This is a genomic window from Acidovorax radicis (genome assembly GCF_020510705.1).
Classification (GTDB): Bacteria; Pseudomonadota; Gammaproteobacteria; order Burkholderiales; family Burkholderiaceae_C; genus Acidovorax; species Acidovorax radicis_A.
Window position 1 is genome coordinate 3,845,329 of the sequence record NZ_CP075184.1, and the last position, 25,669, is coordinate 3,870,997.

General features: G+C 64.8%; 17 protein-coding genes. 3 read left to right on the plus strand and 14 right to left on the minus strand.

The window, feature by feature from the left end; genetic code table 11:
* Positions 1-89: 89 nt before the first annotated feature.
* The 11 genes from dcd to KI609_RS17645 form a co-directional block, all read right to left on the minus strand.
* Entirely contained in the window at positions 90-662 is a 573-nt protein-coding gene (gene dcd / locus KI609_RS17595; protein WP_226444849.1) for a dCTP deaminase, read from the minus strand.
* Positions 663-974: 312 nt separating this feature from the next.
* Positions 975-2,294 (minus strand): guanine deaminase, encoded by a 1,320-nt coding sequence (gene guaD / locus KI609_RS17600; protein ID WP_226444850.1) that lies wholly within the window; start codon positions 2,292-2,294, stop codon positions 975-977.
* A gap of 231 nt (positions 2,295-2,525) precedes the next feature.
* Positions 2,526-3,551 (minus strand): Bug family tripartite tricarboxylate transporter substrate binding protein, encoded by a 1,026-nt coding sequence (locus KI609_RS17605; protein ID WP_226444851.1) that lies wholly within the window; start codon positions 3,549-3,551, stop codon positions 2,526-2,528.
* A 37-nt stretch (positions 3,552-3,588) separates the two neighbouring features.
* A complete protein-coding gene (locus KI609_RS17610; protein WP_226444852.1) occupies positions 3,589-5,535 on the minus strand; it encodes an acyl-CoA synthetase in 1,947 nt (648 codons plus the stop codon).
* 470 nt (positions 5,536-6,005) lie between these two features.
* Positions 6,006-7,580: a methyl-accepting chemotaxis protein gene (locus KI609_RS17615; RefSeq protein WP_226444853.1), complete on the minus strand. Its 1,575-nt coding sequence runs from the start codon at positions 7,578-7,580 to the stop codon at positions 6,006-6,008.
* A gap of 311 nt (positions 7,581-7,891) precedes the next feature.
* Positions 7,892-8,941 (minus strand): adenosine deaminase, encoded by a 1,050-nt coding sequence (locus KI609_RS17620; protein WP_226444854.1) that lies wholly within the window; start codon positions 8,939-8,941, stop codon positions 7,892-7,894.
* Between the two features lie 295 nt (positions 8,942-9,236).
* Complete coding sequence (locus tag KI609_RS17625) at positions 9,237-10,403, minus strand: BMP family ABC transporter substrate-binding protein (RefSeq protein WP_226444855.1); 1,167 nt, start codon at positions 10,401-10,403, stop codon at positions 9,237-9,239.
* A 119-nt stretch (positions 10,404-10,522) separates the two neighbouring features.
* On the minus strand, positions 10,523-11,443 hold the full coding sequence (locus KI609_RS17630) for an ABC transporter permease (RefSeq protein ID WP_226444856.1): 921 nt from the start codon (positions 11,441-11,443) through the stop codon (positions 10,523-10,525).
* The gene (locus KI609_RS17635) at positions 11,443-12,513 is read right to left on the minus strand and encodes an ABC transporter permease (RefSeq protein WP_226444857.1); all 1,071 of its coding nucleotides are present in this window, start codon (positions 12,511-12,513) and stop codon (positions 11,443-11,445) included. Before KI609_RS17635 ends, KI609_RS17630 begins: the two co-directional genes overlap by 1 nt.
* Positions 12,506-14,131 carry an ABC transporter ATP-binding protein gene (locus KI609_RS17640; RefSeq protein ID WP_226444858.1) on the minus strand — a complete coding sequence of 542 codons (1,626 nt, stop codon included), beginning with the start codon at positions 14,129-14,131 and terminating at the stop codon, positions 12,506-12,508. The genes KI609_RS17635 and KI609_RS17640 overlap by 8 nt, the downstream gene beginning before the upstream one ends.
* An 80-nt stretch (positions 14,132-14,211) precedes the next feature.
* On the minus strand, positions 14,212-15,144 hold the full coding sequence (locus KI609_RS17645) for a LysR family transcriptional regulator (protein ID WP_226444859.1): 933 nt from the start codon (positions 15,142-15,144) through the stop codon (positions 14,212-14,214).
* 102 nt (positions 15,145-15,246) lie between these two features.
* Here KI609_RS17645 and xdhA point away from each other — a divergent pair, with 102 nt between their 5' ends.
* Together xdhA and xdhB are read left to right on the plus strand one after the other, a co-directional pair.
* The gene (xdhA, locus tag KI609_RS17650) at positions 15,247-16,860 is read left to right on the plus strand and encodes a xanthine dehydrogenase small subunit (RefSeq protein ID WP_226444860.1); all 1,614 of its coding nucleotides are present in this window, start codon (positions 15,247-15,249) and stop codon (positions 16,858-16,860) included.
* A complete protein-coding gene (gene xdhB, locus KI609_RS17655) occupies positions 16,857-19,262 on the plus strand; it encodes a xanthine dehydrogenase molybdopterin binding subunit (protein ID WP_226444861.1) in 2,406 nt (801 codons plus the stop codon). The genes xdhA and xdhB overlap by 4 nt, the downstream gene beginning before the upstream one ends.
* A gap of 307 nt (positions 19,263-19,569) precedes the next feature.
* Here the strand turns inward: xdhB and KI609_RS17660 are convergent, their stop codons facing one another.
* Together KI609_RS17660 and KI609_RS17665 are read right to left on the minus strand one after the other, a co-directional pair.
* On the minus strand, positions 19,570-21,639 hold the full coding sequence (locus KI609_RS17660) for a diguanylate cyclase domain-containing protein (protein ID WP_413463437.1): 2,070 nt from the start codon (positions 21,637-21,639) through the stop codon (positions 19,570-19,572).
* Between the two features lie 412 nt (positions 21,640-22,051).
* The gene (locus tag KI609_RS17665) at positions 22,052-22,675 is read right to left on the minus strand and encodes a Crp/Fnr family transcriptional regulator (protein WP_226444863.1); all 624 of its coding nucleotides are present in this window, start codon (positions 22,673-22,675) and stop codon (positions 22,052-22,054) included.
* A 392-nt stretch (positions 22,676-23,067) separates the two neighbouring features.
* On the opposite strand from KI609_RS17665, the gene KI609_RS17670 reads away from it, so the two are divergent.
* Entirely contained in the window at positions 23,068-24,108 is a 1,041-nt protein-coding gene (locus tag KI609_RS17670; RefSeq protein WP_226444864.1) for a porin, read from the plus strand.
* A 156-nt stretch (positions 24,109-24,264) separates the two neighbouring features.
* Here the strand turns inward: KI609_RS17670 and KI609_RS17675 are convergent, their stop codons facing one another.
* Positions 24,265-25,623 (minus strand): glycerate kinase, encoded by a 1,359-nt coding sequence (locus KI609_RS17675; RefSeq protein WP_226444865.1) that lies wholly within the window; start codon positions 25,621-25,623, stop codon positions 24,265-24,267.
* Between the last annotated feature and the right edge of the window lie 46 nt (positions 25,624-25,669).

Consider the following 25,669-nt stretch of genomic DNA (forward strand, 5'->3'; position numbering starts at 1 on the left):
CCAACAGGTGCTGCGCATGTAGGACACGGGCCGACGCACCCGACAGACGGTGGCTCCCCCCCCGCGTTGAACAGCCCTTTCGCAGGGTATCAAGCCCTGGGCAAGGTCACCCCCACCTGCCCCTGGTATTTGCCGCCCCGGTCTCGGTAGCTGACCTCGCACACGTCGTCTTTGTCGCTCTCGAAAAACAGCACCTGCGCGCAGCCTTCACCCGCGTAGATGCGCGCAGGCAGTGGCGTGGTGTTGGAAAACTCCAGCGTCACGTAACCCTCCCACTCGGGCTCGAACGGGGTCACGTTGACGATGATGCCGCAGCGGGCATAGGTGCTTTTGCCCAGGCAGATGGTGAGCACGTTGCGCGGGATGCGAAAGTACTCCATGGTGCGGGCCAGCGCAAAGCTGTTGGGCGGGATGATGCAGCTGTCACCCTCGAAATCGACAAAACTCTTTTCGTCAAAGTTCTTGGGGTCCACCACCGTGCTGTGGATGTTGGTGAAGACCTTGAATTCAGGCGCACAACGGATGTCGTAGCCATAGCTGCTGGTGCCGTAGCTGATGATTTTTTTGCCATCGACCTCGCGCACCTGGCCGGGCTCGAAAGGTTCGATCATGCCGTGCTCGGCAGCCATGCGGCGGATCCACTTGTCGCTCTTGATACTCATCGGAGAACTCCCTGCACTGGGGCCCAGGTGGTCTGCCGGCAGACGGCTGGGCGCTATTAAATATGTAGCTGGTAGCGCTTGATTATCAAGCGCGGGAGCCGTATTTTGCTTGAAAGATGGCGCAAAACCCTCTCAGGTGGGCCCCACAGCTTGCACAGATTGCGCCAGATCACAGGCCCGTGACCAGCCGCCGGGGCGGGTACACCCGGGCCGCACCACGCGCCACCCTCCAGACGACGTGGTGATGGCGTTCGCATGAAAAATTCAAAATTGATAGCTGCCAGCGCTTATCCAATAAGCGCCAGAGGCCATTCAAGCACTGGATGCCTGGCTGATCACCGTGCGCTCGACGAGCCGGTCGTCACCCAGCACGATCATCGCAAACAACAGTTCATCCAGGTTGCGGGCCTGTCGGGTCTTGCGCTCCAGCAGCGCAGTGGCCGCCGGATCGAGCACCACAAAATCGGCCTCGCACCCCGGCTGCAGATTGCCCACCACCCCCGCCAGGCCCAACGCCTTGGCCGCACCTGCCGTGTGTTGCCACCACAGATGCTGGGGCGACAGGCTCAGGCCCGGCTTGCCGTTCGCTCCCTGCACACCCTCGACCGTGGTGCGCCCCACGTAGTAGGCCGCCAGCATGGTGCGAAACGGGCTGAAGCTGGTGCCGCCGCCCACGTCGCTGGCCAGGCCATAGCCAAAACCCATGCGATCAGCACCTGCGTAGTCAAAAAAGCCGCTGCCCAGAAACAGGTTGCTGGTGGGACTCACCGCTGCCACCGAGCCGGTGTCGCGCATCAGGGCGCGGTCCTCATCGTCGAAGTGGATGCAGTGCGCATACACCGCGCGCTCGCGCATCAGGCCAAAGTCGTCGTACACCGACAGGTAGCTGCGCGACGCCGGAAACAGTGCGCGTACCCAGTCGATCTCGTCACGGTTTTCTGCCACATGCGACTGGATCCAGACATCCGGATACCGCGCAGCCAGCTCGCCCGCACCACGCAGTTGGGCCGGGGTGCTGGTGGGCGCAAAACGCGGCGTGATGGCATAGCCGAGCCGGTCCACGCCATGCCAGCGCCGGATGAGGTCTTCCGTGTCGACCAGGCTCTGCTCGGTATCGTCGCGCACGCCGTCTGGCGAGTGGCGGTCTTGCAGCACCTTGCCGGTGATGAGCCGCATGTGCCGGCGCTGTGCTTCGGCAAACAGCCCGTTCACCGACGCCGGGTGCGAGGTGGAGAAAGTCAACGCCGTTGTCACCCCGTTGCGCAGCAGCTCATCCACAAAAAAGGTGGCCACCTGCGCGCTGTAGTCCTCTGCCACGAAACGTGACTCGTGGGGAAAGGTGTAGTTCTCCAACCAGGGCAGCAGCCCGTCTGCGGGCGAACCAATCACGTCGGTTTGGGGAAAGTGGATGTGCATATCCACAAAACCCGGCGCAATGATCCGGCCCGGCCAATGGGTCACGGCCACTTCGGGGTGGCGGCTAGCCACATCCGCATAGCCGCCGACATCCAGCACCACCTGCCGCCCCGACGCGTCGGGCCCCACCACCAGCAGGCCGTCCACCTCAAAAATGGCATGGCCTGCAGAGTCAAATCGCAAGAGGGAGGCGCGGTAGGCTTTTTGTTTTTGCATAGTGCTGCCGAGCTTACTGAAAAGCTTCGCCAGCAGAATACGCCTGCCCGCATACCCACCATCTGGCGTCAGGGGGTTTCCATGAAAGCGCAGGAGGCTCATGCAAGACCCCGCGCATAAAACGCAGCGCAATCCCACCTGCGCAGACCCAAGACCACCGGCTTTGTCGGGCCGGCGGTGCGCCGCCGTGCAACGGGGCGGCCGCTTACGCGAAACGGGAAAACCCGCAGTTCAGTCGAGCCGGGCGCCGGTTTGCTTGACCAGGCGCTCCCACACCGGCATTTCCTTGCGGTACGCCGCCTGGAATTTCTCGGGCGAGCTGTCTTCGATCTCGAAGCCCATCGCCACCACTTTCTCGCGCACGTCGGGCAACTTCAGCGCAGCGCCGATCTCTTTGGCCACCCGGGCCACCACCGCTTTAGGGGTGCCGCCCGGCGCGGCCACGGCCAGCCAGCCCGTGATGCGGTAAGGCTCGTCGGTCAGCCCTTGCTCGGCCAGGGTGGGCACGTTGGGCAACACCGTCATCCGCTTTTCGCCAATGACACCAATGGCCCGCAACCTGCCGCTGTCGATGTGGCCTTTGGCGGCCAGCGCGCTGGCAAAGGCCATCTGGATCTGCCCGCCGATCAGGTCCTGCACCATGGGAGCCTCGCCCTTGTAGGCAATGTGGTTCATGGCGCCCTGCTGCGACTCGCTCAGGTACGCGCCACCCAGGTGGGGGTACGAGCCGATGCCATAAGAGCCGTAGGCCAGTTTGGCCGGGTTGCTCTTGATGTATTGCAGCAGTTCGGGCCCATTCTTGGCCGCAACGCTGGGGTGCACCACCAGCACCATCGGGCCCATCGCCACGCGGTACACCAGCGTCAGATCGCGCTGCGTGTCGTAGGGCAACTTGGTATACAAAAACTGGTTGATCATCAACGAGGTGCTCAGCCCCAGCATGAGGGTGTGCCCGTCGGCGGGTGACTTGGCCAGTGCATCGGTGCCGATGATGCCGCCCGCGCCGGGTTTGTTGTCCACCACGATGGGCTGGCCCAGCCCCACGGCCATTTTTTCACCCAGCACGCGGGCCAACACGTCGGTGCCGCCGCCAGCGGCAAACGGCACCAGCATCCGGATGGGTTTGGTGGGGTACGGCGCTGCGGCCCCACTGGACGCAGCCGTTTGCGCCACGGCGGTGGAAGCTATCGAAAATATAGCTGCTAGCGCAGACCCCAAGAGCGCTACACGGCGATTTGGCTTGAATTTTGAAATCATTTTTGTCTCCTTTATGGTTATGAAAATAGGGCGCGCGTCAGGCATCCAGCACGCGCGTCTTCACGGGCAAGGGGGCCAGCGCCTGCTCCAGGCGGTCCCGCAGGGCGGCGTGCTGCGGCGTGGCCGCCACGATCTGCACGGTGACCCCGTGGTGTTCATCACTGCCCACGACAGGATGTTTGGGCGGGTCGATGCCCAGGTCGCGACAGGCCTCATCGACCCGCATCTGCACCACATGCCGTGCGGCCATTGCCCGCAGCTGTGGCTTGTAGATCTTGCCGACATTGGTCATGGGCATCTGCGCGATGATGGTGACGAGCTTGGGTTTGGCGGGCGCTTCGTCCACACGCTGTGCGGTGAACGCCAGCAGATCCTCCGCGCTGACGTGTTCGCCAGGGCGCAGCGTGGCGAAGACCACGGGCAGCTCGCCCGCATACGCATCAGGCGCACCCACCGCCGCGCACAATTGCACGGCGGGGTGCGCGCCCAATGCGTCTTCGATGGTTTTGGGATCAATGTTGTGCCCGCTGCGGATGATCAGGTCTTTCGACCGACCCGTGAGGTGGAGCCGCCCTTGTCCATCGACCCATCCCAGGTCGCCCGTGGCCAGCCAGCCATCGTGGGTAAAGGCCTTGGCGGTATCCGCCGGGTCGAGAAAACCCGAGAACACATTGGGCGACTTGAACAGCACCATGCCGGGTTCGCCCGCAGGCACGTCCTGGTCACTGGCGCCGCCCTGCGCATCGAGTGCAACGATGCGCATGTGGGTGTAAGGCATGGGAAACCCGACACAGCCCGCAGGCCCGACGACCCCAGGGGGCGTCACGGTCGAAATACCCGCCATCTCGGTCATGCCCAGGCTTTCGTGCACATGCAGGCCGAACAGGCGCTCAAACCGTGCGGCCAGTTCAGGGGGGAGCACCGCAGCACCGGTGCGGCAGTAGCGGATGGAGGAAATATCGGCCCCATCCAACGGCACATTGGCCAACGCAGCCAGCACCGTAGGAACAGCCGAAAGCGAGGTCGGGCGAAACTTCTCGACCAGGCGCCAGTAGTTGGCCACCACCTGCTTGTTGCGCAGCAGCGAGGTAGTGGGGATGATGGTTTCCACCCCGGCCGATAGCGACGACAGTGCAGCGGGCAGCACCCCGGCCACGTGGAACAGCGGGTACCCATTGATGGTGATGTCGTCGGCCGACAGCCCCTGCATCTGCACGCAACACCAGGCCGTGAAAACCTGCGCGCGGTGGCTGTGGCGCGCGAGCTTGGGCGCCCCGGTAGTGCCGCCCGTGTGAAAGTAGGCAGCAATATCTTCGGGCCCGATGTGGCGCCCGCTGACAAGATGGTCACCCGATTGCGCGGCACGCAACGTCGAAAACTCGAGCACCCCTGCGGGCAGCACGGGCGCGGCGCCTGGCAGCTCGTCGTGCGGTGCCACACGCAACACGGTGGTGAGGGTCGGGACCTGGCTGCGCAAGCGCAGCGCTTTGGACCACATGCCCGCCTCGCCGGCGCCTTCGTCCGAACCATAGGCAATCAGCACCTTGGCACGCCCAGCAGTCATCAGTGCCACCAGTTTTTCGTCCGTCAGCAGCGGGTTGAGCGGCTGCACGATGCCGGCCGCCTCACCGCCCCACAGCGCCAAATGGTGCTCCAGGCAACCGGGCAGCAATACGGCGACGGCGTCCTGGGGCCCCACCCCCAGCGCGTGCAGCAGGTTGGCGGTCTGATGGACACCCGTCAGCAGCTCGGCGTAACTCCAGCGGATCGGTGGTGTGGCAGGGTCCGCATCGCGCAGAAAGGTCAGCGCCGTCTTGGCACCAAACGCATGGGCCGCGTTAAAGAGGATTTCGTAGGTGCTGCGCACCGTGACAGCCTGGTCGAGCGGCGTCGCCTCTAGCTCGCGCACGTCGGCCATAGTGCGAATGGGGCGGATGGCCTTGAAAGGGAGCGCGGCTTTGCGCTCGGGGAGCAAGGTCTGCATGGGTGGGTTGTCTCCTGAAGGCGAAACAAATCCTACCTGCTGAAGAATATGCGCCTGTCGCCTTGGCATCACATGGCATCACACGGCATCTGTTGACGCCGGAGCACATCCAGGACGCCCCTCACCCCGAATGCCCCCACACGGCACCCACGAAATGGTGAACAAACACGTTCGCAGGATTTCAGGCCACCGCGCCCCCGCCACCGAGCCAGCTCACCCGCAAAATCTGCGCATCGCCCATGATGTGGCCCGCAGCAACCAACACGTGTCCCTGGTTGCCGTGCCCTTGTGGCGCTCTCGGGGCCCAGCCGTCGCGGCGATCGAGCCGGCATGGAATGCCGTCGCATCCACACGCTGGTGGAACAACGCCATGGCCAAACACCATGGCAACAACGGGTTGCCCGGAAGTTACTCCTGCGCGCCCAAGACGGCGCGTTGAAGAGCGCGGTCAGATGCCGCGAAACAACGAATCACTTCAAGCGCAACGCATGGGACACGGCGCCCAGGCGGAATGCACCCACTACATCCGCCAGGCGCGATGCCTGGTCCTTGAGGCTTTCGGCTGCAGCGGTGGACTCCTCCACCAGCGCCGCATTTTGCTGCGTCATCTGGTCCAGCTGGCTCACTGCCACGTTCACCTGGCCAATGCCCTGGCTCTGTTCGGATGCGGCTGCACTGATCTCGCCAATGATGTCGGACACACGACGCACCGAGTCCACGATGTCGGTCATGGTGCTGCCGGCGTTCTGCACCAGCGCGGCGCCCGACTCCACCTTTTCGACCGACACACCAATCAGCATCTTGATCTCTTTGGCCGCCTCGGCGGAGCGCTGCGCAAGCGACCGCACTTCGCTGGCCACCACGGCAAAGCCTCGGCCCTGTTCGCCTGCACGGGCGGCTTCCACCGCTGCGTTGAGCGCGAGGATGTTGGTCTGGAACGCAATGCCGTCAATGGTGCCGATGATGTCGGAGATCTTCTTGCTGCTGGCATTGATCTCATCCATGGTGCTGACCACCTGGGCCACCACCGCGCCACCGCGCTGCGCCACCTCGGCGGCCGAGGCCGCCAGCTGATTGGCCTGCCCTGCAGAGTCGGCACTCTGGCGCACGGTGCTGGTGAGCTCCTCCATCGAGCTGGCAGTCTCTTGCAGGCTGCTGGCTGTTTGCTCGGTGCGTGCACTCAAGTCCTGATTGCCCGTGGCGATCTGGGTGCTGGCGGTCGAGATGCTGTCCACCACGCCCCGGACCTGGGACATGGAGGTGTGCAACTCGGTGCGCATCACGTCCAGCGCACGCAGCAGGCGGCCGGTTTCGTCGCCAGCGTAGCTCGCCTGCGGTGCGCCCGTGAGGTCCATGTCGGCGATGGCTTCGGCAATGGCTTCGGCCCGCAACAATGGGCGCGTGATGCTGGTGGTCAACAACCAGGCCAGCAAGGCACCCAGCAGCAACGAGACGGCCGTGCAGATCTGCAGCAGCATCGAGGTCTGTGCCCGCAGCTCTTCGCTGTGTTTGCCGGCCGCATCCAGCTCAGCACGCTGGGCGTCCACCATTTGCTGCACCCCGGCGAGATACGCGCGCGACGTGGGCTCGAACTGTTCGTTAAAGACCTTGTTGGCACTCTCGGCGTCACCCGCCTGCTTGAACTTGCTCACCTCTTCGCGGGCAGCCAGATAGTTTTTGCGCAACTCGCCCACTTTGGCAAACAGTTGCTTTTCCTCAGCGGTATTCATCTTGGACTCGATGAATTTCTGCAATTCATTGGTGTCCTTGATCGATGCGGCCGTGGCCGGTGCGAAATAAGGAATCAGGCCGGGATCACTGCTTTTGGCAATGGCCGCCGCACGCTGCACGCCCGATGTGGTGTGGCGCAGCCAGTCAGAGCCCGCACGTTCCGTCTTGATGTTGTCGTTGACCATGCCATCGATCTCTTTGCCAAGCTGGCCCAGCTTGACCACCGCCACGACACTGCTGGCCAAAAACAATGCCAGGATCAGGCCCAGCACCACGGCCAACCGCTTGCCGATGGAAAGTTGATTGAGAAACATAAAAGCACTCCAGAAAGGAACAACGCACCAAGAATGTGCACAGGCATCTCCATGGCGGCATGGGCGGCACGCCGCGCAACGCCCCCACCGACCAACATCCTGCTACAAATACTCACAATTCTAGGTTTTTCGGGGTATACCCGCAAATTGCCACCCAAAAATCGGGCGGTCATGTCCCAAACCGGTGCACCCCAATCGCCCTTTCGCAAGGTGCTTCAAAGTCACCCGTCCCGTTTCAGCAGGGCTTCTGGGTGTTGCCTTAAGTCAACACACCGCATCCAAATGACAATGCAACGCGTCGAGGCGGCGCGTCAATCCTGCTCAAAAAACCGCTCGAAGGTTTCCTTGAGCTTGTGCTCCCACACGCGTTTTTCGGGATGGCTGGCAAAGCTGGCTTCAAAGCTGTTGAAAGCCAGCTGGTAGGCCTGCCTCACGGACATGCCGGTGGCAGCAAACACCTGTGTGAAGTTTTCGTTGATGTAGCCGCCAAAGTAGGCTGGGTCATCCGAATTGACAGTGGCGGCCAGCCCGGCGTCAAGGAGTTTGCCCAGGTTGTGGTCCGCGAGGTCCGGAAACACGCGCAGCTTCTGGTTGGACAGCGGGCACACGGTGAGCGCAATCCGGTCTTGGGCGAGGCGCCGCATCAGCGCGGCGTCGTGTACGGCCTGCACGCCATGGTCGATACGCTCCACTTTGAGCACATCGAGTGCACTCCAGATATACGCTGGCGGACCTTCTTCGCCCGCGTGGGCCACGAGATGCAAGCCCAGTTCCTTGCATCGTGCGAACACCCTCGCAAACTTTTCGGGCGGGTGGCCGACTTCGCTCGAATCAAGTCCCACGCCCACCACCTTGTCGATCAGAGGCAACGCCTGCTCCAGCGTTTCAAAGGCCGACTCTTCACTCAGGTGGCGCAGAAAACAAAGGATCAATGTGGCGCTGATGCCCAGCTCCTGGCGAGCATCTTCACAGGCACGGTGCAGGCCGTTGATGACCGTCTCCATGGCCACACCGCGTGCGGTGTGGGTCTGGGGGTCAAAAAAAATCTCGGTGTGCAACACGTTGTCGAGCGCGGCGCGGCCCAGATAGGCACGTGCCATGTCATAGAAATCCTGCTCATGCAGCAACACGCTGGCACCCGCGTAATAGATGTCGAGAAAGCTCTGCAGGTTGCTGAATGCATAGGCGCTGCGCAGCTCTTGCACCGTGGCATACGGCAGCTTCAGATTGTTGCGCTGGCCCAGCGCGAAGATGAGCTCGGGCTCCAGCGAACCTTCGATATGGATGTGCAGCTCCGCCTTGGGCATGGCACGCAGCAGATCGGGCAGGCGCTGGGCTGAGATAGGGGGCACTTTGAACATCAGCAAACTCCAAAAGTGATATCGGCGTGCCGCAGAAAGCGGCGATAGGCAGATGATGCCCGGACGGCGGCCCATGCAATGCAACCTGCCGCGCGGATCAGTTGGCAGCCGCTGCATGCAGTGATTGCCGCGCCGGAGCAGGCCGACCACCGCCACCATATTCTGAGCGGAAAAGCTGGAAAATTGTCAGTGGGCCATTTGAATTCGGCCAGCGACCGTATCCATGAAAAAAGGCCACCTGTGGTGGCCCTTGGCTTGTATCACGGCAGGCCAATGGGCCTGCCGCAGCGGCGGTTTATTTCTTGTCGCCGCCAGGAATCTTGCCTTCCACGCCCTTGACGTAGAAGTTGATTCCACCCAGGAATTTGTCGTCAGCCACGGCGTCTTTTTCCAGCACAGGTTTGCCGTCCTGGCCCACGATCGGCCCCTTCCAGATCACGAAGCTGCCATCTGCCAAGCCTTTCTTGACCGCTTCCACCTTGGCCTTGGTTTCGGCGGGAACGTCGTCGGCGATCGACACCAGGTCAATGGCGCCTTCCTTCACACCCCACCAGCTCTGGCCGGTGGACCAAGTGCCGTCGAGTGCGTCTTTGGTGGCCTTGATGTAGTAAGGGCCCCAGTTGATCACCGCCGATGCCAGGTGGGCCTTGGGGCCGTAGGCCGTCATGTCGGAATCCCAGCCGAACGCGCGCTTGCCTTTTTCCTGGGCTGTCTTGAGCACCGCGGGCGAATCCGTGTTCTGGAACAGCACGTCAGCGCCGCCGTTGATCAGCGAGGTGGCGGCTTCGGTTTCCTTCGGAGGGCTGAACCATTCGTTCACCCACACCACCTTGGTCTTGACCTTGGGGTTGACCGACTGCGCACCCAGCGTGAAGCTGTTGATGTTGCGGATCACTTCAGGAATCGGCACCGACCCCACCACGCCCAAGGTGTTGGACTTGGTCATGGCGCCCGCAATGACACCAGCCATGTACGCGCCTTCGTAGGTGCGGCTGTCGTACGTGCGCATGTTTTCGGCGGTCTTGTACCCCGTGGCGTGCTCGAACTTGACGCCTGGGTTGTCGGCGGCCACCTTGAGCATCGACTCCATATACCCAAACGTGGTGCCGAAGATCAGCTTGTTGCCTTGGCCTGTGAAGTCGCGCAGAACACGCTCGGCATCAGCCGACTCGGGCACGCTTTCCACAAAGGTGGTGATAACTTTGTCCCCGAACTCTTTTTCCAGCGCTTTGCGGCCGTTGTCATGGGCATACGACCAGCCACCATCGCCCACCGGGCCGACGTAAGCAAACGCGATCTTCAAAGGCTCGGCCTTGGGCGCGGGGGCTTCTGCTACCGGGGTGGGTGCAGGCGCCGGGGCCGGTGCCGGTTCTTCCTTCTTGCCGCAGCCCGCCAGGGCGGCGGCGGCCATGGCGGAGAGCGCGGCTACCTTAAGCAAAGAGCGTTTGGGCAGATCAGTCATGTTGGTTTCCTTGTTGAAGAAGTGAGGCTGGCAAAGTGAACAAAGTTCAGGAACGAAAACAGCAATTATGGGGCGCGCTATCACCGCGCAGCCCCCTTTTGAACGGGCAGCCCGCCTTGTCAGGAGCCCGGATAAAACGGCTTGCCGAGCGATGCCGGCATGTTGATGCGGATCCACGCCGGATTGCGAGAGATCAGCGCCAGCACCACGATGGTGGCCACATACGGCAGCATGCTCAGCAATTGGCTGGCCACCTGCACGCCTGAGGCCTGCAAATGGAACTGCAGCATGGTCACGCCGCCAAACAGGTAAGCACCAAGCAACACCCGTGCCGGGCGCCACGTGGCAAAGGTGGTGAGCGCCAGCGCGATCCAGCCGCGCCCGGCCACCATGCCCTCCACCCACAGCGGGGTGTAGACGGTGGAGATATACGCCCCCGACAGGCCACACAGGGCCCCACCCACCACCACGGCCGCCAGCCGGATGCGCCGCACCGGGTAGCCCAGCGCATGGGCGGACTCGGGCGATTCGCCCACCGAGCGCAGCACCAGACCGGCGCGCGATCGGTACAAAAACCAGACCAACCCCGCCACCAACAGCATGGTGAGATACACCAACGGATGCTGGCGAAACAGCGCCGGCCCCAGCAAGGGCACATCGCCCAGCACGGGAATCGCGTATTTGGGCAGTTCGGGCAGCTTGGCCTGCACGTAGCTGATGCCCGCAAACGCCGAAAAGCCCACGCCAAACAGGCTGAGCGCCAGGCCGGTGGCGTACTGGTTGGTGTTCAGCCAGATGACCAGCACACCAAAGACGGCGGCCAACAATGCCCCCGCGGCCATGCCCGCCGCAAAACCCAGCCAGGTGTTGCCCGTGTGCACCACGGTGGCATAGCCCGCAATGGCAGCGCACAGCATCATGCCTTCGGCGCCCAGATTGACGATGCCGGCCTTTTCGTTGATGAGCAGGCCCAGGGCCGCGATGGCCAGCACGGTGCCCGCGCTCAGCGTGGCGCCGATCAGCAGTGCGTAGGATTCCATCATTTGCCTCCCTTCGAGGCCACCCAGCGAATGCGGTAGGCAATCAGCGTGTCACAGGCCAGCAGCGTGAACAGCAGCAGGCCCTGGAACACGCCCGTGAGCGATTTGGGCAGACCCAGGCGCGACTGCGCCAGCTCGCCACCGATATAGAACATGCTCATGAGAATGGCCGAGAGAATCATGCCCACCGGGTGCAGGCGCCCCACAAAGGCCACGATGATGGCCGCGAACCCATAGCCCGCAGGCACATACGGCGTGAGCTGCCCAATGGGCCCGGCCACCTCCAGGGCACCGGCCAGGCCCGCAGCGCCGCCGGATATCAGCAGCGCCGTCCACAGCGCCCTGCGCGATGAAAACCCCGCATAACGCGCCGCCGCAGGCGCAAGCCCCCCCACCTGCTGGGCAAAACCCGCGCGGGTGCGAAACAGGAACACCCACAACGCCCCCGCACCGGCCAACGCCAGCAGCAGGCCAATGGACATGCGCGAGCCCTGCATCAGCCGGGGGATCTGCGTGACCTTCTCAAACGTCTTGGTTTGCGGAAAGTTGTAGCCCATGGGGTCCTTCCAGGGGCCATAGACCAGATAGCCCAGCACCAGCGTGGCCACATACACCAGCATCAGGCTCACCAGGATTTCGTTGGCATTGAACTTGTCGCGCAACAGCGCCGTGAGGCCCGCCCACGCCATGCCGCCCAACACCCCGGCCAGCAAAATGGCGGGCACGATCCAGGGGCCCGTGGTCTTGTCGGCCAGCAGCGCCATGCCGCCAGCAGCCACGGCCCCGATGACAAATTGCCCCTCGGCGCCGATGTTCCAGACGTTGGAGCGAAAACACACGGCCAGGCCGAGCGCGATCAACAGCAGCGGGGTCGCCTTGACCATGAGTTCGCCCAGCGCGTATTGCGACTTCACGGGCTCCCAGAAGAACACCTGCAGGCCCCGCACCGGGTCTTTGCCCAAGGCCATGAACAATGCCACGCCGATCGCGATCGTGATGGCAAGGGCCAGCAGCGGCGAGCCATAGGTCCACAGTCTCGAGGCCTGGGGACGCGGTTCGAGCTTAAACATGCTGCGCCTCCCCCGCCTGGGTTGGCGGCGCGTACCGTGCCGATGGATCGCTCGACAGATCGCGCGACAAGTGCGCCTGCACATCGGCATGCCACAGGCCGCTCATCCATTCGCCAATACGCTCCACCGTGGCCTCGGCGCGCGCCACGGAGGGCGACAGGTGGCCCTTGGCCACCACATGCAGCCGGTCGCAGATTTCAAACAATTCGTCCAGCTCCTCACTGACCACCAGCACGGCGCAGCCCGCGTCGCGCAGCGCCAAAATCGATCCCCGTATCTGCGCCGCCGCGCCCACGTCCACACCCCAAGTGGGCTGCGAAACGATAAGCAGCTTCGGGTTGGCGTCGATCTCGCGCCCCACAATGAACTTTTGCAGGTTACCCCCCGACAGCGACTTGGCCGCTGCGTTGGGGCCGCCCGCCTTCACGTTGAAGCGCCGGATGATGTCCTCGGCATGTTTTTGCAACGCGCCCACCTTGATCCAGCCGCTGCCGCTGACCGAATTGGTGCGTGTGAGCAGCAGGTTGTGCGCCAGGCCCATGGTGGGCACAGCGCCCCGGCCCAGGCGCTCTTCGGGCACAAAGTGCAGGCCCAGCGCACGGCGCTGGCCGGGGCCCATGCGGCCCGCGTTCTGGCCAGCCACCTGGATGCTCGCAGGCTCGGCACGTTGGTCTTCGCCCGACAGGGCGTAGAGCAATTCTTTTTGCCCATTGCCCGACACGCCCGCAATACCCACCACCTCGCCCGCCTTCACCTCAAACTGCAGGTCGACGAGTTGAACGCCAAACTGGTCGGCGCGCGGCAGCGACAGGCCCTGCACGCGCAGCACGGTGGCGCCGGTCTGCACGGCACGATGCTCCAGCGCGGGTGGCTCGGCGCCGATCATCAGGCGCGACAGGGATGCGTTGGATTCTTCGGACGGGTTGCACACGCCCGTGACCTTGCCGCCGCGCAGCACGGTGCAGGCGGTGCACAGCGCACGGATCTCGTGCAGCTTGTGGCTGATGTAGAGGATGCTGCAGCCCTCGCTGGCCAGCTTGCGCAGCACCACAAAGAGCTTTTCGACCGCCTGGGGCGTGAGCACCGAGGTGGGCTCATCCAGGATCAGCACCTTGGGGTTGGTGAGCAGCGCGCGGATGATTTCCACCCGCTGCATCTCGCCCACGCTGAGCGTGTGCACCGGGCGCAAGGGGTCGATGTCGAGGCCGTATTCGGCGGCCTTTGCAGTGATGCGCTGCGTCACCTCGGCCAAGGCCTGGCTCTTGTCCAGGCCCAGCCACACGTTTTCGGCCACGGTGAGGGTGTCGAACAGGCTGAAGTGCTGGAACACCATGGCGATGCCTAAAGCGCGCGCCTCTTGCGGGTTGCGCACCTGCACGGCCTGGCCGTTGAAGAAAACGCTGCCTTCGTCGGGCTTGACCGAGCCGTAGATGATTTTCATCAGCGTGGACTTGCCCGCACCGTTTTCGCCCAGCACGGCATGGATCTCGCCCGGCAATACCGTGAGCGACACACCACTGTTGGCCACCACGGCGGGATAGCGCTTGGTGATGCCTGCCAGCTGCAGCCGGGGCGGCGGCGACGCACCCGGGGCGGTAGGGTTAGGGGGTGAACTCATGCGGAGGATTGTCTCTCAGTTTTACAACTTGTTATAAGAGTGAAAACACCTGATGGCGCTTGTTCAGCATACGCAAGCAGCTATTCTTTTCGTAGCGATGAAGCCACCGTCTTCACGCAGTCGCGCAGCCACATGGCAGCAGCCGAGTGGTGCGTGCGCGCGTGCCACAGCTGGTAATACATCAGCCGGGGAAACGGCACGGGGCACGGCAGGATGGCGACCGGCAACTGCGTCACGTAACGCTCGCAATACTGTCGGCCCGTGGTCAACACCAGCAAGCTTGATGCCACGATGTTGGGGATGAGGCTGAAATGCGCGCAGCGCGCCGTGATGTGGCGCTGCAGCCCCAGACTGTCCAGGTGGGCATCGATCACGCCGCGCGCGCCCGGGTGGGTGGGCGTGGGCGCAATGTGTTCGGCCGCCAGCCAGCTCTCCACGTCCCAGCCGCGCCGCACGGCGGGGTGGTCCTTCCCCACCAGGCAGACCACTTCGTCGCCGAAAAGCCGTCCCATGTGCAGGTCATCGGGCGGCTGGGGCCAGTTGCCGATCACCACATCGACTTCGCCCTGGGCCAGATGCGCGTGGTAGTGCGCGTCGGCCGACAGGGGCAGTATTTCGATGGGGCACAGGGGCGCCTCGACCTTGATGCGCGCCACCAGCTGCGGCAGGAACAGCGGGTCCAGATAGTCGCTGGCAGCCAGGCGAAACGTGCGGGTGGCGGTGCGCGGGTCAAACCCGCGTGCATCCGAAAACAGCGCCTCGGCAGACCGCAAAATGGCGCCCGCCGGATCGACCATGCGCAGCCCCGCGTCGGTGGGCATCATGCTGGCGCCCGAGCGCACCAGCAGCGGGTCGCCCGACAGGTCACGCAGCCGCTTGAGCGCAGCCGACACCGCCGGCTGGTGCATGCCCAGCCGGACGGCGGCCCTCGATACGCTGCGTTCTGTGAGCACGGTGTGCAAGACCCTGATGAGATGGAGGTCTATCTTGTCGAAAAGGGCGTGGTCTCTCATAGCAGTGCGTGCATTGATGTCATAAGCTTGTACTTATGCAGGTGGCCTCAGTGCGCCCTACCCTCTGATGAATTGATAGCAATCGAAGAAGCGGCATCCGTCATGACCATCCAACCCTTGCAATTCCTGCGCCGTGGCCAGCCCGTGGCGCTGGGCAATGTACCACCCGACCGCACGCTGCTGCAGGTGCTGCGCGAAGACCTAGGGTGCACCGGCACCAAGGAAGGCTGCGGCGAAGGCGACTGCGGCGCCTGCACGGTGGTGCTGGGTGAGGCACGGGATGGCCAACTGCACTTCAGCGCGGTGAACAGCTGCATCCGCCTGGCGCACTCGGTCAACGGCATGGCGCTGTGGACGGTGGAGGACCTGGCGGAAGACCCATTGATCCAGCCCGTCAGCGACATCCAGCCCGTGCGCGACGCCACATCAGCGCCGCGCCAGTCAACCACACTGCATCCCGCACAAGAGGCGATGGTTCAGTGCCATGGCTCCCAATGTGGCTTCTGCACCCCGGGTTTCGTCATGGGCCTTTTCGGCATGTACCAAAAGTACATCGCCCCCACGCTCCCCACTGCGTGTGGTTCGCTGCCCCCCGAGGGGGCCCTCGCGCCTAGGGGCGGCCCGTCGGCGCTCGACCATGTGTGCCACGGCCAACCCATCACCCGCGAGCTGGCCCAAGAGGAACTCTCGGGCAACCTGTGCCGATGCACCGGCTACCGCCCCATTCTGGACGCCGCACAGCACATGGCCGCCCTGCCCGCCATGGCGGTGAACGAGCCTCTTTTGCTACAAAAACTAGAGCAGCTAGCGTTTAATCATCAAGCGCTGGAGGCCAATTCTTCTTATATTTCCCCCGCCACGCTGCCCGACCTGCTGGCCGCGCGCGCCGCGCACCCAGCCGCCCAAGTGGTGGCCGGCTGCACCGACGTCGGCCTGTGGGTGACCAAGCAGCACAAGCAGTACGTACAGATTCTGGATGTGACACGCGTGGCCGAGCTGCGCGCGGTTGAGGCCACGCCAAAGCACATCGCCATCGGTGCCGCCGTCACGCTGACCGAGGCCTTTGCGGCCCTGACGGCGCAATGGCCCCAGCTGCACACCTTCGCCACACGCTTTGCGGGCCTGCCCGTGCGCAACTCCGGCACGCTGGGCGGCAACGTGGCCAATGGCTCGCCCATTGGCGACTCGATGCCGCTGCTGATCGCGTTGCGCGCCCAGGTGGTGCTGGCCAGCCAGCGCGGCGAGCGCACGCTGGCATTGGAGAACCTGTACACCGGCTATCGGCAAAACGTGATGGCGCCCGACGAACTGCTGGTGCGCATCGTCGTGCCCCGGCCCGGGGTCACTGAAGTGCTTCGGGCTTACAAAATTTCCAAGCGCTTCGACGACGACATCTCCGCCGTCTGCCTGGTCATCAATCTGGATATCGAAGCCGCCGTGGTGCGCCGCGCCAGCATCGGCGCGGGCGGCGTGGCCGCCACCCCGGCCCGCGCGCGCCAGACCGAAGCCGCGCTGACCGGCCAGCCCTGGAACGCCGACACCATCTCCCGTGCCACGCAAACGCTGCAAGGCGAATTCAGCCCCATCTCGGACATGCGCGCCAGCGGTGCGTACCGCCGCACGGTGCTGGCCAACCTGCTGCAACGCTTCTGGCTGGAGAGCCAGGGCGAACAGACGGTGAGCGTGGAGAACTTTCGCCTGGAGGAAGCGGCATGAACCAGCGCGACGCTCTCTCCACAAGCCTCGCCGTGAGCCGCGACGCCGTGGATAGCCCGGTGGCCGCAGCCGCCGACACCCAGGCATCCGAGCCCCTCGCCAGCGCGCGCGCCATGGGCCAGTCGCACTTCCACGAAAGCGCCCGCGCCCAGGTGGCGGGCGCCGCCCATTACATCGACGACCTGCCCGAGGTGAAGGGCACGCTGTATGCGGCACCCATCCTCTCGACCGTGGCGCACGGCACCTTGAACGGCGTTCATGCTGACGCGGCCCTCGCCCTGCCCGGCGTGCGCGGCGTGGTGCTGGCCGCTGATGTGCCCGGCGACAAGCTGCTGGCCGCTTTTGCACACGACGAACCCGTGTTTGCGCACGACACCGTGCAGCACATCGGCCAGGTCATCGGCTTGGTGGTGGCCGACTCGGTTATGCAGGCGCGCCGCGCCGCGCGTGCCGTGAAGCTCGACATCACGCCCCTGCCCGCCGTGCTCTCGGTGCACGACGCACTGAAGGCCGAGAGCTATGTGCTGCCGCCGGTGTTCGTGCGCCGGGGCGATGCCGCTACGGGCCTTGCGCAATCGGCACACCGCCTGCAAGGCGCGTTCGAGGTGGGCGGGCAAGAGCATTTTTATCTGGAAGGCCAGATCGCCTACGCGCTGCCGCTGGAGCAAAAACAGTGGTGGATCTATTCCAGCACCCAGCACCCCGGCGAGGTGCAGCACTGGGTAGCGCACGCCCTCGGCATCGACAACCACGCCGTGCGTGTGGAATGCCGGCGCATAGGTGGCGGCTTTGGCGGCAAGGAGACGCAGGCCGGCCACCTGGCCGTGTGGGCCGCCGTGGCCGCCCACAAGTTCGGCCGCGCCGTCAAGCTGCGGCTGGACCGCGATGAAGACTTCATGGTCACCGGCAAGCGCCACCCGTTCACCTACGAGTACGACGTGGGTTTTGACGACACGGGCCGCATCACGGGCCTCAAGCTCCAGATGGCGGCCAACTGCGGCTTCAGTGCCGACCTGTCGGGCCCTGTGGCCGACCGGGCCGTGTTCCACGCCGACAACGCCTACTACCTGAGCGACGTCGACATCGCCTCGTACCGCTGCAAGACCAACACCCAGAGCCACACGGCGTTTCGCGGCTTTGGCGGCCCGCAGGGTGTGATCGTGATCGAGGCCATCCTGGGCGACATAGCGCGCGCGCTGGGCCGCGACGCACAAGACGTGCGCCTGGTCAACCTGTATGGCAAGGATGCGGCGGACGGCCGCAACGTCACGCACTACCAGATGACGGTGGAGGACAACATCCTGCACGCGCTGATGCCCCAGCTCGAGCGCGATGCCGACTACCGCCAACGCCAGACCAAGATCGCCGAGTGGAATGCCCTGCAGCCCGTGCTCAAGCGCGGCCTGGCCATCACGCCGGTCAAGTTCGGCATCAGCTTCACGGCCACGCTGTTCAACCAGGCGGGCGCATTGGTGCATGTGTACACCGACGGCAGCGTGCAGGTGAACCACGGTGGCACCGAAATGGGCCAGGGCCTGCACACCAAGGTGGCGCAGATCGTGGCCGACGAGCTGGGCGTGCCGCTGCACCGCGTGCTGGTCACGGCCAGCGACACCAGCAAGGTGCCCAACGCCAGCGCCACGGCGGCCAGTAGCGGCACCGACCTGAACGGCCGCGCCGCCCAGTACGCCGCGCGCAACGTGCGCGACAACCTGGCGTCGTTCGTGTGCGGGCTGGACGGCTGCGGTGCGGGGGCCATCCGGTTCGCGGGGGGCCAGGTGATCTCACCCAAAAAGGTGCGCGCCTTCGACGACGTGGTGAAGGAGGCGTACGCCAACCGCATCCAGCTGTGGAGCGACGGCTTCTACCGCACGCCCAAGATCCACTACGACAAGACCACGCTCACGGGCCGGCCGTTCTACTACTTCTCATACGGCGCGGCCTGCACCGAGGTGGTGATCGACACGCTCACTGGCGAGAGCCGCGTGGTGGCCGTGGACATCCTGCACGACGTGGGCCACAGCATCAACCCGGCCATCGACATCGGCCAGATCGAGGGCGGCTTCGTGCAGGGCATGGGCTGGCTCACGACCGAGCAGCTGGTGTGGAACGACAAAGGCACTCTGACCACCCATGCACCCAGCACCTACAAGATCCCGGCCACGGGCGACATCCCCGCGCATTTCCGCGTGAACCTGTGGCCCGAGGCCAACCGCGAGGACAACGTGGGCGGCAGCAAGGCGGTGGGTGAGCCGCCGTTCATGCTGGCGATCAGCGTGTATGAAGCCCTGCGCAATGCGGTGGCGGCCGGGCGGAGCGGGGATGCAACGGCGCCCGTGGTGCTGACTGCGCCAGCGACTGCGGAGAACGTGCTGAGAGCTTTGGGGCGGTTGGAGAATTGATCTTTTTGGCCGCTAGCACTTGTGGGAAAAGCGGTAGCAGCTATCATTTTTGAAGAATTTCTTTGCTGATGTACCGGGGTGTAGGCCTGCGTGCTGGTCTGGTCGCTTGTCTGGTTGAAGGACGGAGGCCGGGCGCACTCCCCGGCTCCCGCACTGGGCACAGGCATGCCATCCGATCAGCGAGCGAGCCCCGGTTTCGACAAGCTCAGCCCGAGCGGCCTGAAAGCCGGCATGACAGCCCAACAAAACACTACAAAAACAATAGCTGCTGGCGCTTATCCCATAAGCGCCAGCAGCCAAAACCCCCTCAAACAGGCCCCAACGCCATCCGCCCCGACGAAGTGACCGAGGCATCCCGCGCATGCCGCGTCTCCACCCGGTTGCGCCCCGCCCGCTTGGCGTCATAGCAGGCCATGTCGGCCGCATACAGCACCGACGGTACGTCCTGCAAGGTGGCATCCAGCACCACCAGGCCAATACTGACCCCCAAGTTGAAGCTGCGACCGTGGTATGCGGGCTCCCAGGCCTGCACGGCGACGCGCAGCTGCTCAGCCACCGCCTGGCCCCGCGCCAAGGCAAACCCGGGCAGCACCACGGCAAACTCGTCGCCACCCAGGCGGGCCGCCCAGCCGATCTGGCGCACCTGCGAAGCCAGCAGGCGTGCCACATGGCGCAACACATCGTCGCCCGCGTCGTGGCCCGCGATGTCGTTCACCACAGTGAAATGGTCCAGGTCCAGAAACAGCACCACCCCATCACCCGGCGCCTCCCCGGCTGGCAGATCGGCCACAGGGGCCCTGGCAAAGCGCTCTGCCAGCAACTGCCCCAGCTTCTCGTCGAAGGCCCGGCGGTTCAACAGCTGGGTGAGGGCGTCGTGGGTACGCTCCCAGGACTGCTGCACCTGGGCTTCACGGGTGGCGGTGATGTCTTCCAGTATCCAGACCGTGCCACCATGGATGTCGCCCTGGCGCACCCCCTGCCCTTGCACGCGCGCCCACACCGGCGCGCCATCCTTGCGCATGAAACAGATGTCGCCATCAAACGCCCCGTGCGCCGCCACCTCGCTGCGCACGCGCTCACCCACCTGGCGATAGTCGGCGTCGCTTGCATACAGGCAGCGGGCAGGCCGGCCCTGCAACTCTTGGGGGGTGTAGCCCAGCATCATGCAGGCTGCGCGGCTCACCACATCCAGTGCGCCAGCGCGTGAAATCACGATGCCCACCGATGCACTGTTGAGCACGGCCTGGAATTGCCCATCCAGGGTGTCCTGGCGAAGCTGCTGCTCTGCGCGCTGCACAACCAGGGCCTCAAACACACGCACCAGCTCGCTCACCTCGCCACCGCTGCCGATTCCGCGAGGCCAGTCCATGGCATCGGGGGGCTCTTCGTCGCTGGGGGCGCCCAGAAGGTGGCGGGCCTTGTAGCGCAGTTGCGCAAGCGGCCGGGCCATCCACCCCATCAAGGCCACCGCCAGCACCACACACAGTGCCATGCTTGTGGCAGCCAGCCACCACGCCTTGCGTTGTGCGCCCCGCAGTGGCGCCAGCAGCGCCTGCGAGGCACTCACCCGCGCAACAATCCATTGCGGCAGCGGCATGCCCGCCATGCTCACGATGTGGTCCGATTGCACCTGGGTGACGCCGCGCCCCGCCATGGGGTGGGCCTCTTCCAGCCAGCGGGTGTACACCGGCGCCAGGCCCGCTTCGTCCTGCGCCTTGCCCATGATCCGCGCGGGATCAGAGTGCGAAAGGATGGTGCCGTCGCGGGTGAAAACGATCAATTTGGAGTCCTCGCGTGCGGGCAAGGCCATCGATGGCGGCAGCAGGCTTTGCGACTGCAAACGCAACCCTCCCGCCACCACGCCGAGCACGGTGCCATCGTCCCGGTGCAGCGGCATGGTGAACATCACGCGGGCCTCGCTGGTGCGGCCGGCAATGAGCTCTGACACCAGCGGCTTGCCATCCATCAGTGTGCGCCGCAGCGCATCGCGCTCGGCCGGGTCCAGATCGGAGGCTTTTTCAAGGCGTCCACCACGCAGGTTCAGGCGCAGATCACCATTGCTGCGGGCCACCTGCATGGTGTCGAAAAACTGCACCGCCGGAAGGCCCTGCTGAAGCAGCCACTCCAGCGACGAGGGGGAGTCGAGCACGGCAGGTGTGATGCCCGCAGCCACCGTGCGCAGCACCTTCTGGCTTTGTTCGATCTTGCTGGCCAAAAGGCGCGCCACCACCTCGACCTCGTCGTTTTGCTGGCTGACCATACGGCTCAATGCCTCTTGCCCCGACGCACGCGCCACCAGCCAGGCGGATACGGCCCCCGACAGGGCCACGGCCAGCGCCGCCACCAGCATGAGCCGCAGCACCAGGGCCCCCGGCATCAGCCAGCCCGGCGCATCATTCGGCGCGGTGGCTATGGAGGGGCTACTGTTGGGGAGCGTCATGGGCCCTTGGGTGCACAAGCACTGCGCGCCCGCGCAAAAGGGGTGATGCCCTTGCCATGTGCGCAAACACCCGTCCGTTGCGTGCGTTGGGGTGCGCCACCCGACGGCACACGATGCAGCCCGCGCCCTGGCCCCTGCAGTGGGCAAGGCGCCGCCAAACAGCCCAGCGCCCTGTTTTCAGGCACACAACGCGTGACAGGCTTGGTCAAGGTGGGGCGGGTCAAAAAGGACATGTCCCAACAAATATACGCAGCCCCTTCGCCCCGGGGCTTGGGTGGAACCCTCGGTCAACGCCGGGGAAAAACCCTGAGTGAACGCGCGCCCGCACGGGGCCGCACGCCCCGCTGCGTCAACAGCCGGCCATGGACTGCAAGGCCATCGGCTGGGGCAGGTTCAGCACGTTGCCTGTGCCGTGGATCAGGCCCATCTCGCGCAGATGGCGCAGCACCCGCGAGAATGTCTCGGGGGCAATGCCCAGTTGGGCCGCGATCAGGCGCTTGCGCAGGCGCAGCGTGACCTGCATCGAGCCACTGTGGTCAGGCTCGGCATTCTTGAGCAGCCATTGCGCGCAACGCGACTCCGCGTCTTGCGCCAGGCGACTCACCGCCAGTTCGGACTGCTGGCGGAACCCTTGCGCCATATCCAGCAACAGGCTGCGCGCACCTGCGGGCATTTCAGCCAGGCTGCGACGAAACGCTTCAATCGGCACACGGCGAATCTGCACGCGCGTATCGGCCACCATATCCACCGGAAGCGGCTGCTCCATCAGGGCCGATGCCGCATCGAGCCAGAACGGCGCCTCTACCGCACCCAGCTGGTGGCGCAGGAAGCCGTCGTCCAGCACGCCGCGCAATACGCGGCCGCTTTCCAGGTGCAGAACAGAGGTTAGGACCTCGTTGCGTCGGCGCAGCACTTCACCGGGGGCGATGACCTCGGTTTCAGCGGGCAGAGAAAATAGTGTAGATGGCAGCATGAAAAGCACTTTGCCGCGCCGCCACGCTGCAGGCATTGAGCAAGATCAAATCACAACCCCGCCGAAAGCCTCGAAACGCCAGGGTTTGAGCAAGAACACACTAAAACGCCCGCGCACACAGCCCAACACCGCGTCCACCGCCACCCGGAAAAACACGGGGGCAGGCGGCTTGGGCCTGCGGCCTAATACACGTAACGGCTACCCAACTGCTACCTAACTGCTATCTAACGGCTGGGGCCATGGGCAGGCACGCACGCATCGTTGTGGACCAAGGCACGGAAATTGCGACAAACTGTGGGCTGGCCAGGCCCTGCACCACGGTGCGCCAGGGGCGGCAGCCACACCCCACGCAAACGCCGGATATCCGGCACCTTCACAACCAGGATGTCTTCATGAAAAAAACCCGGATCGCACTTTCTTTATCGCTCGGCGGCGCATTGCTGTGTGCCACAGGCGCCTATGCACAGAGTTCCGTGCAGGTGATGGGCCTGGCAGACGTGTTTGTCGGCTCCATGAAAAACGCGGGCGACGCCGGCAGCCGCTCGGCCGTTGACAGTGGCGGCATGACCACCTCGTGGTTTGGCTTCAAGGGCACCGAAGACCTGGGCGGCGGGCTGAAGGCCAACTTCGCGCTCACGTCTTTCATCAAGGTCGATACCGGCTCGCAGGGCCGTTTTGCCAATGACACCTTCTTCTCGCGCGATGCCAACGTGGGCCTCTCGGGCTCGTTCGGCAGTGTCTCGCTCGGTCGCGGGCTCGCCCCCAATTTCGTGCCGTCCGTCGTGGCCAACCCGCTGGGAGACTCGTTCACCTTCTCGCCCCTCATCGTGCACATGAATGTGCCGCTGTTCAACGGCACGGGCTGGGGTTCCACCACGCCGTCCGACACCGGCTGGTCCAACGAAATCGTCTACAGCACCCCCAACATGGGCGGGCTCACGGCCAACATGCACTACCAGTTTGGAGAGGTCGCGGGCAGCAACGGCAAGAAAAACGTCGGCGTGAACGCGCTGTATTTCAACGGCCCCATCACGCTCACCGGTTTTTATGAGCGTGACCAGATCAGCAACCCCGCCGTGCCCAACACCTACCTGGGCACCACCAAAACCGACTGGATGCTGGGCGGCGCCTACGACTTTGCCGTGGTGAAGGCGTTTGCCAGCTACGGCCAGGCCAAGGCCGACAACACCAGCAACAAGGCCAAGACCACGCAATTGGGTGTGTCGGTGCCCACGGGTGCTGCAGGCAAGGTGCTGGCATCGTTTGCGCAGACCAAGATGACCGACACGGACATCTCGCGCAAGACCTTCACCGTGGGGTATGACTACTTCCTGTCCAAGCGCACCGACGTGTATGTGATGGCCATGAACGACCGCATCACCCACCAGACCAACGGCAACAGCGTCGGCCTGGGGATTCGCCACAGGTTTTAACCCCCCCCTGAGCCGCTTCGCGTCTTCCCCCCGGGGGGACGCCCCCAGCGCGGCGGGGCGGCCCTTGCGCGGGGGCGCTGGCCCCTGTCATGCACGCGCAGAGATTCGCATGTGCATGAAATTGGCCTCTAGCGCTTATCCACAAAGCGCTAGCAGCTATAAAATCAAGAGCAACCGAAAGTCATTCACATTGGTGTGAGTGGGGCCGGTGACCAGCAGGTCACCCAACCCCGCGAAGAACCCCCAGGCGTCGTTGCGCGCCAGATGGTCGTCGACGCGCAGCTTGGCATCGCCCGCGCGCGCCAGCGTATCGGGGCACACAAACGCCCCTGCATTGTCTTCACTGCCGTCGATGCCATCGGTGTCGGCCGCCAGCGCCCACACCTTCGTCTCGCCTTGCAGCGCCTGCGCCAGGCCCAGGCAAAACTCACCCGCCCGCCCGCCGCGCCCCCGCTCCACACCCGGCGCCCGGGGCCGCACCGTCACGGTGGTTTCACCGCCAGACAAAATCACGCACGGCGCAGCAAAGGGCTGGCCACGGCGCGCCACCGAGCGCGCCAGCGCCGCGTGCACCTTGCCCACCTCGCGCGACTCCCCCTCGATCTCGTCCGACAGCACATGGGCGGGCAGGCCTGCTGCGCGCGCCACGGCGGCGGCGGCTTGCAGTGCCTGCCAGGGGGTGGCGATGAGGTGCACGGCATGGCCCACAAACCGAGGGTCGCCGGGTTTGGGGGTTTCGAGCGTTGCGGCCCGCAGCGCGGCCTCAATGCCCCCGGGTATCTCGATGCCATAACGCGCCAGAATCGCCAGCGCATCGGCACAGGTGGTGGCGTCAGGCACCGTGGGGCCACTGGCGATGACCGACGGGTCATCGCCCGGCACATCGCTGATGGTGAGCGTCACCACCCGCGCAGGCGCGCAGGCCGCCGCCAGCTGCCCGCCCTTGATGCGCGAGAGATGCTTGCGCACGCAGTTCATCTCGCCAATGTGGGCGCCGCTGTCCAGCAGCGCACGGTTGATGCGCTGCTTGTCTGAAAGCGTCACGCCGTCGCAGGGCAAGGTCAGCAGGGACGAGCCCCCACCCGATATCAGGCACAGCACGAGGTCGTCTGCGGTGAGCCCCTGGGTCAGGCCCATGACGCGCTCTGCCGCAGCAAGCCCTGCCGCATCGGGCACGGGGTGGGCGGCCTCCACCACCTCGATGCGCTGGGGCAAGCCTGCGGGCCGCGGCGGCGTGTGGCCATAGCGCGTCACCACCAGCCCCGACAACGGCGCATCAGCGGGCCACAGCGACTCCAGCGCCTGCGCCATGGCGCCGCCCGCCTTGCCCGCGCCCAGCACCAGCGTGCGCCCTTTGGGGGGCGCAGGCAGCCACTCGCGCATCCCCTGCAAAGGCTGGGCGTTGTGTACCGCCGCTTCATACAGTGCGCGCAAAAATGCGCGGGGATCGCCATGGAAATCCGGCAACCCGAAGGGGGGCTGCGCAGCGCAAGACTCTGAGGGTGTTTCATGCATGGCGTGCATTGTGCCGCCTGGCGGCCGGGGCCGCCGCACCGTGGCC

What these genes read in the sequence shown, in the direction of transcription:
- dcd (WP_226444849.1), bottom strand. Translation starts at nt 662, where the DNA reads ATGAGTATCAAGAGCGACAAGTGGATCCGCCGCATGGCTGCCGAGCAC.
- guaD (WP_226444850.1), bottom strand. Translation starts at nt 2,294, where the DNA reads ATGCAAAAACAAAAAGCCTACCGCGCCTCCCTCTTGCGATTTGACTCT.
- KI609_RS17605 (WP_226444851.1), bottom strand. Translation starts at nt 3,551, where the DNA reads ATGATTTCAAAATTCAAGCCAAATCGCCGTGTAGCGCTCTTGGGGTCT.
- KI609_RS17610 (WP_226444852.1), bottom strand. Translation starts at nt 5,535, where the DNA reads ATGCAGACCTTGCTCCCCGAGCGCAAAGCCGCGCTCCCTTTCAAGGCC.
- KI609_RS17615 (WP_226444853.1), bottom strand. Translation starts at nt 7,580, where the DNA reads ATGTTTCTCAATCAACTTTCCATCGGCAAGCGGTTGGCCGTGGTGCTG.
- KI609_RS17620 (WP_226444854.1), bottom strand. Translation starts at nt 8,941, where the DNA reads ATGTTCAAAGTGCCCCCTATCTCAGCCCAGCGCCTGCCCGATCTGCTG.
- KI609_RS17625 (WP_226444855.1), bottom strand. Translation starts at nt 10,403, where the DNA reads ATGACTGATCTGCCCAAACGCTCTTTGCTTAAGGTAGCCGCGCTCTCC.
- KI609_RS17630 (WP_226444856.1), bottom strand. Translation starts at nt 11,443, where the DNA reads ATGGAATCCTACGCACTGCTGATCGGCGCCACGCTGAGCGCGGGCACC.
- KI609_RS17635 (WP_226444857.1), bottom strand. Translation starts at nt 12,513, where the DNA reads ATGTTTAAGCTCGAACCGCGTCCCCAGGCCTCGAGACTGTGGACCTAT.
- KI609_RS17640 (WP_226444858.1), bottom strand. Translation starts at nt 14,131, where the DNA reads ATGAGTTCACCCCCTAACCCTACCGCCCCGGGTGCGTCGCCGCCGCCC.
- KI609_RS17645 (WP_226444859.1), bottom strand. Translation starts at nt 15,144, where the DNA reads ATGAGAGACCACGCCCTTTTCGACAAGATAGACCTCCATCTCATCAGG.
- xdhA (WP_226444860.1), top strand. Translation starts at nt 15,247, where the DNA reads ATGACCATCCAACCCTTGCAATTCCTGCGCCGTGGCCAGCCCGTGGCG.
- xdhB (WP_226444861.1), top strand. Translation starts at nt 16,857, where the DNA reads ATGAACCAGCGCGACGCTCTCTCCACAAGCCTCGCCGTGAGCCGCGAC.
- KI609_RS17660 (WP_413463437.1), bottom strand. Translation starts at nt 21,639, where the DNA reads ATGCCGGGGGCCCTGGTGCTGCGGCTCATGCTGGTGGCGGCGCTGGCC.
- KI609_RS17665 (WP_226444863.1), bottom strand. Translation starts at nt 22,675, where the DNA reads ATGCTGCCATCTACACTATTTTCTCTGCCCGCTGAAACCGAGGTCATC.
- KI609_RS17670 (WP_226444864.1), top strand. Translation starts at nt 23,068, where the DNA reads ATGAAAAAAACCCGGATCGCACTTTCTTTATCGCTCGGCGGCGCATTG.
- KI609_RS17675 (WP_226444865.1), bottom strand. Translation starts at nt 25,623, where the DNA reads ATGCATGAAACACCCTCAGAGTCTTGCGCTGCGCAGCCCCCCTTCGGG.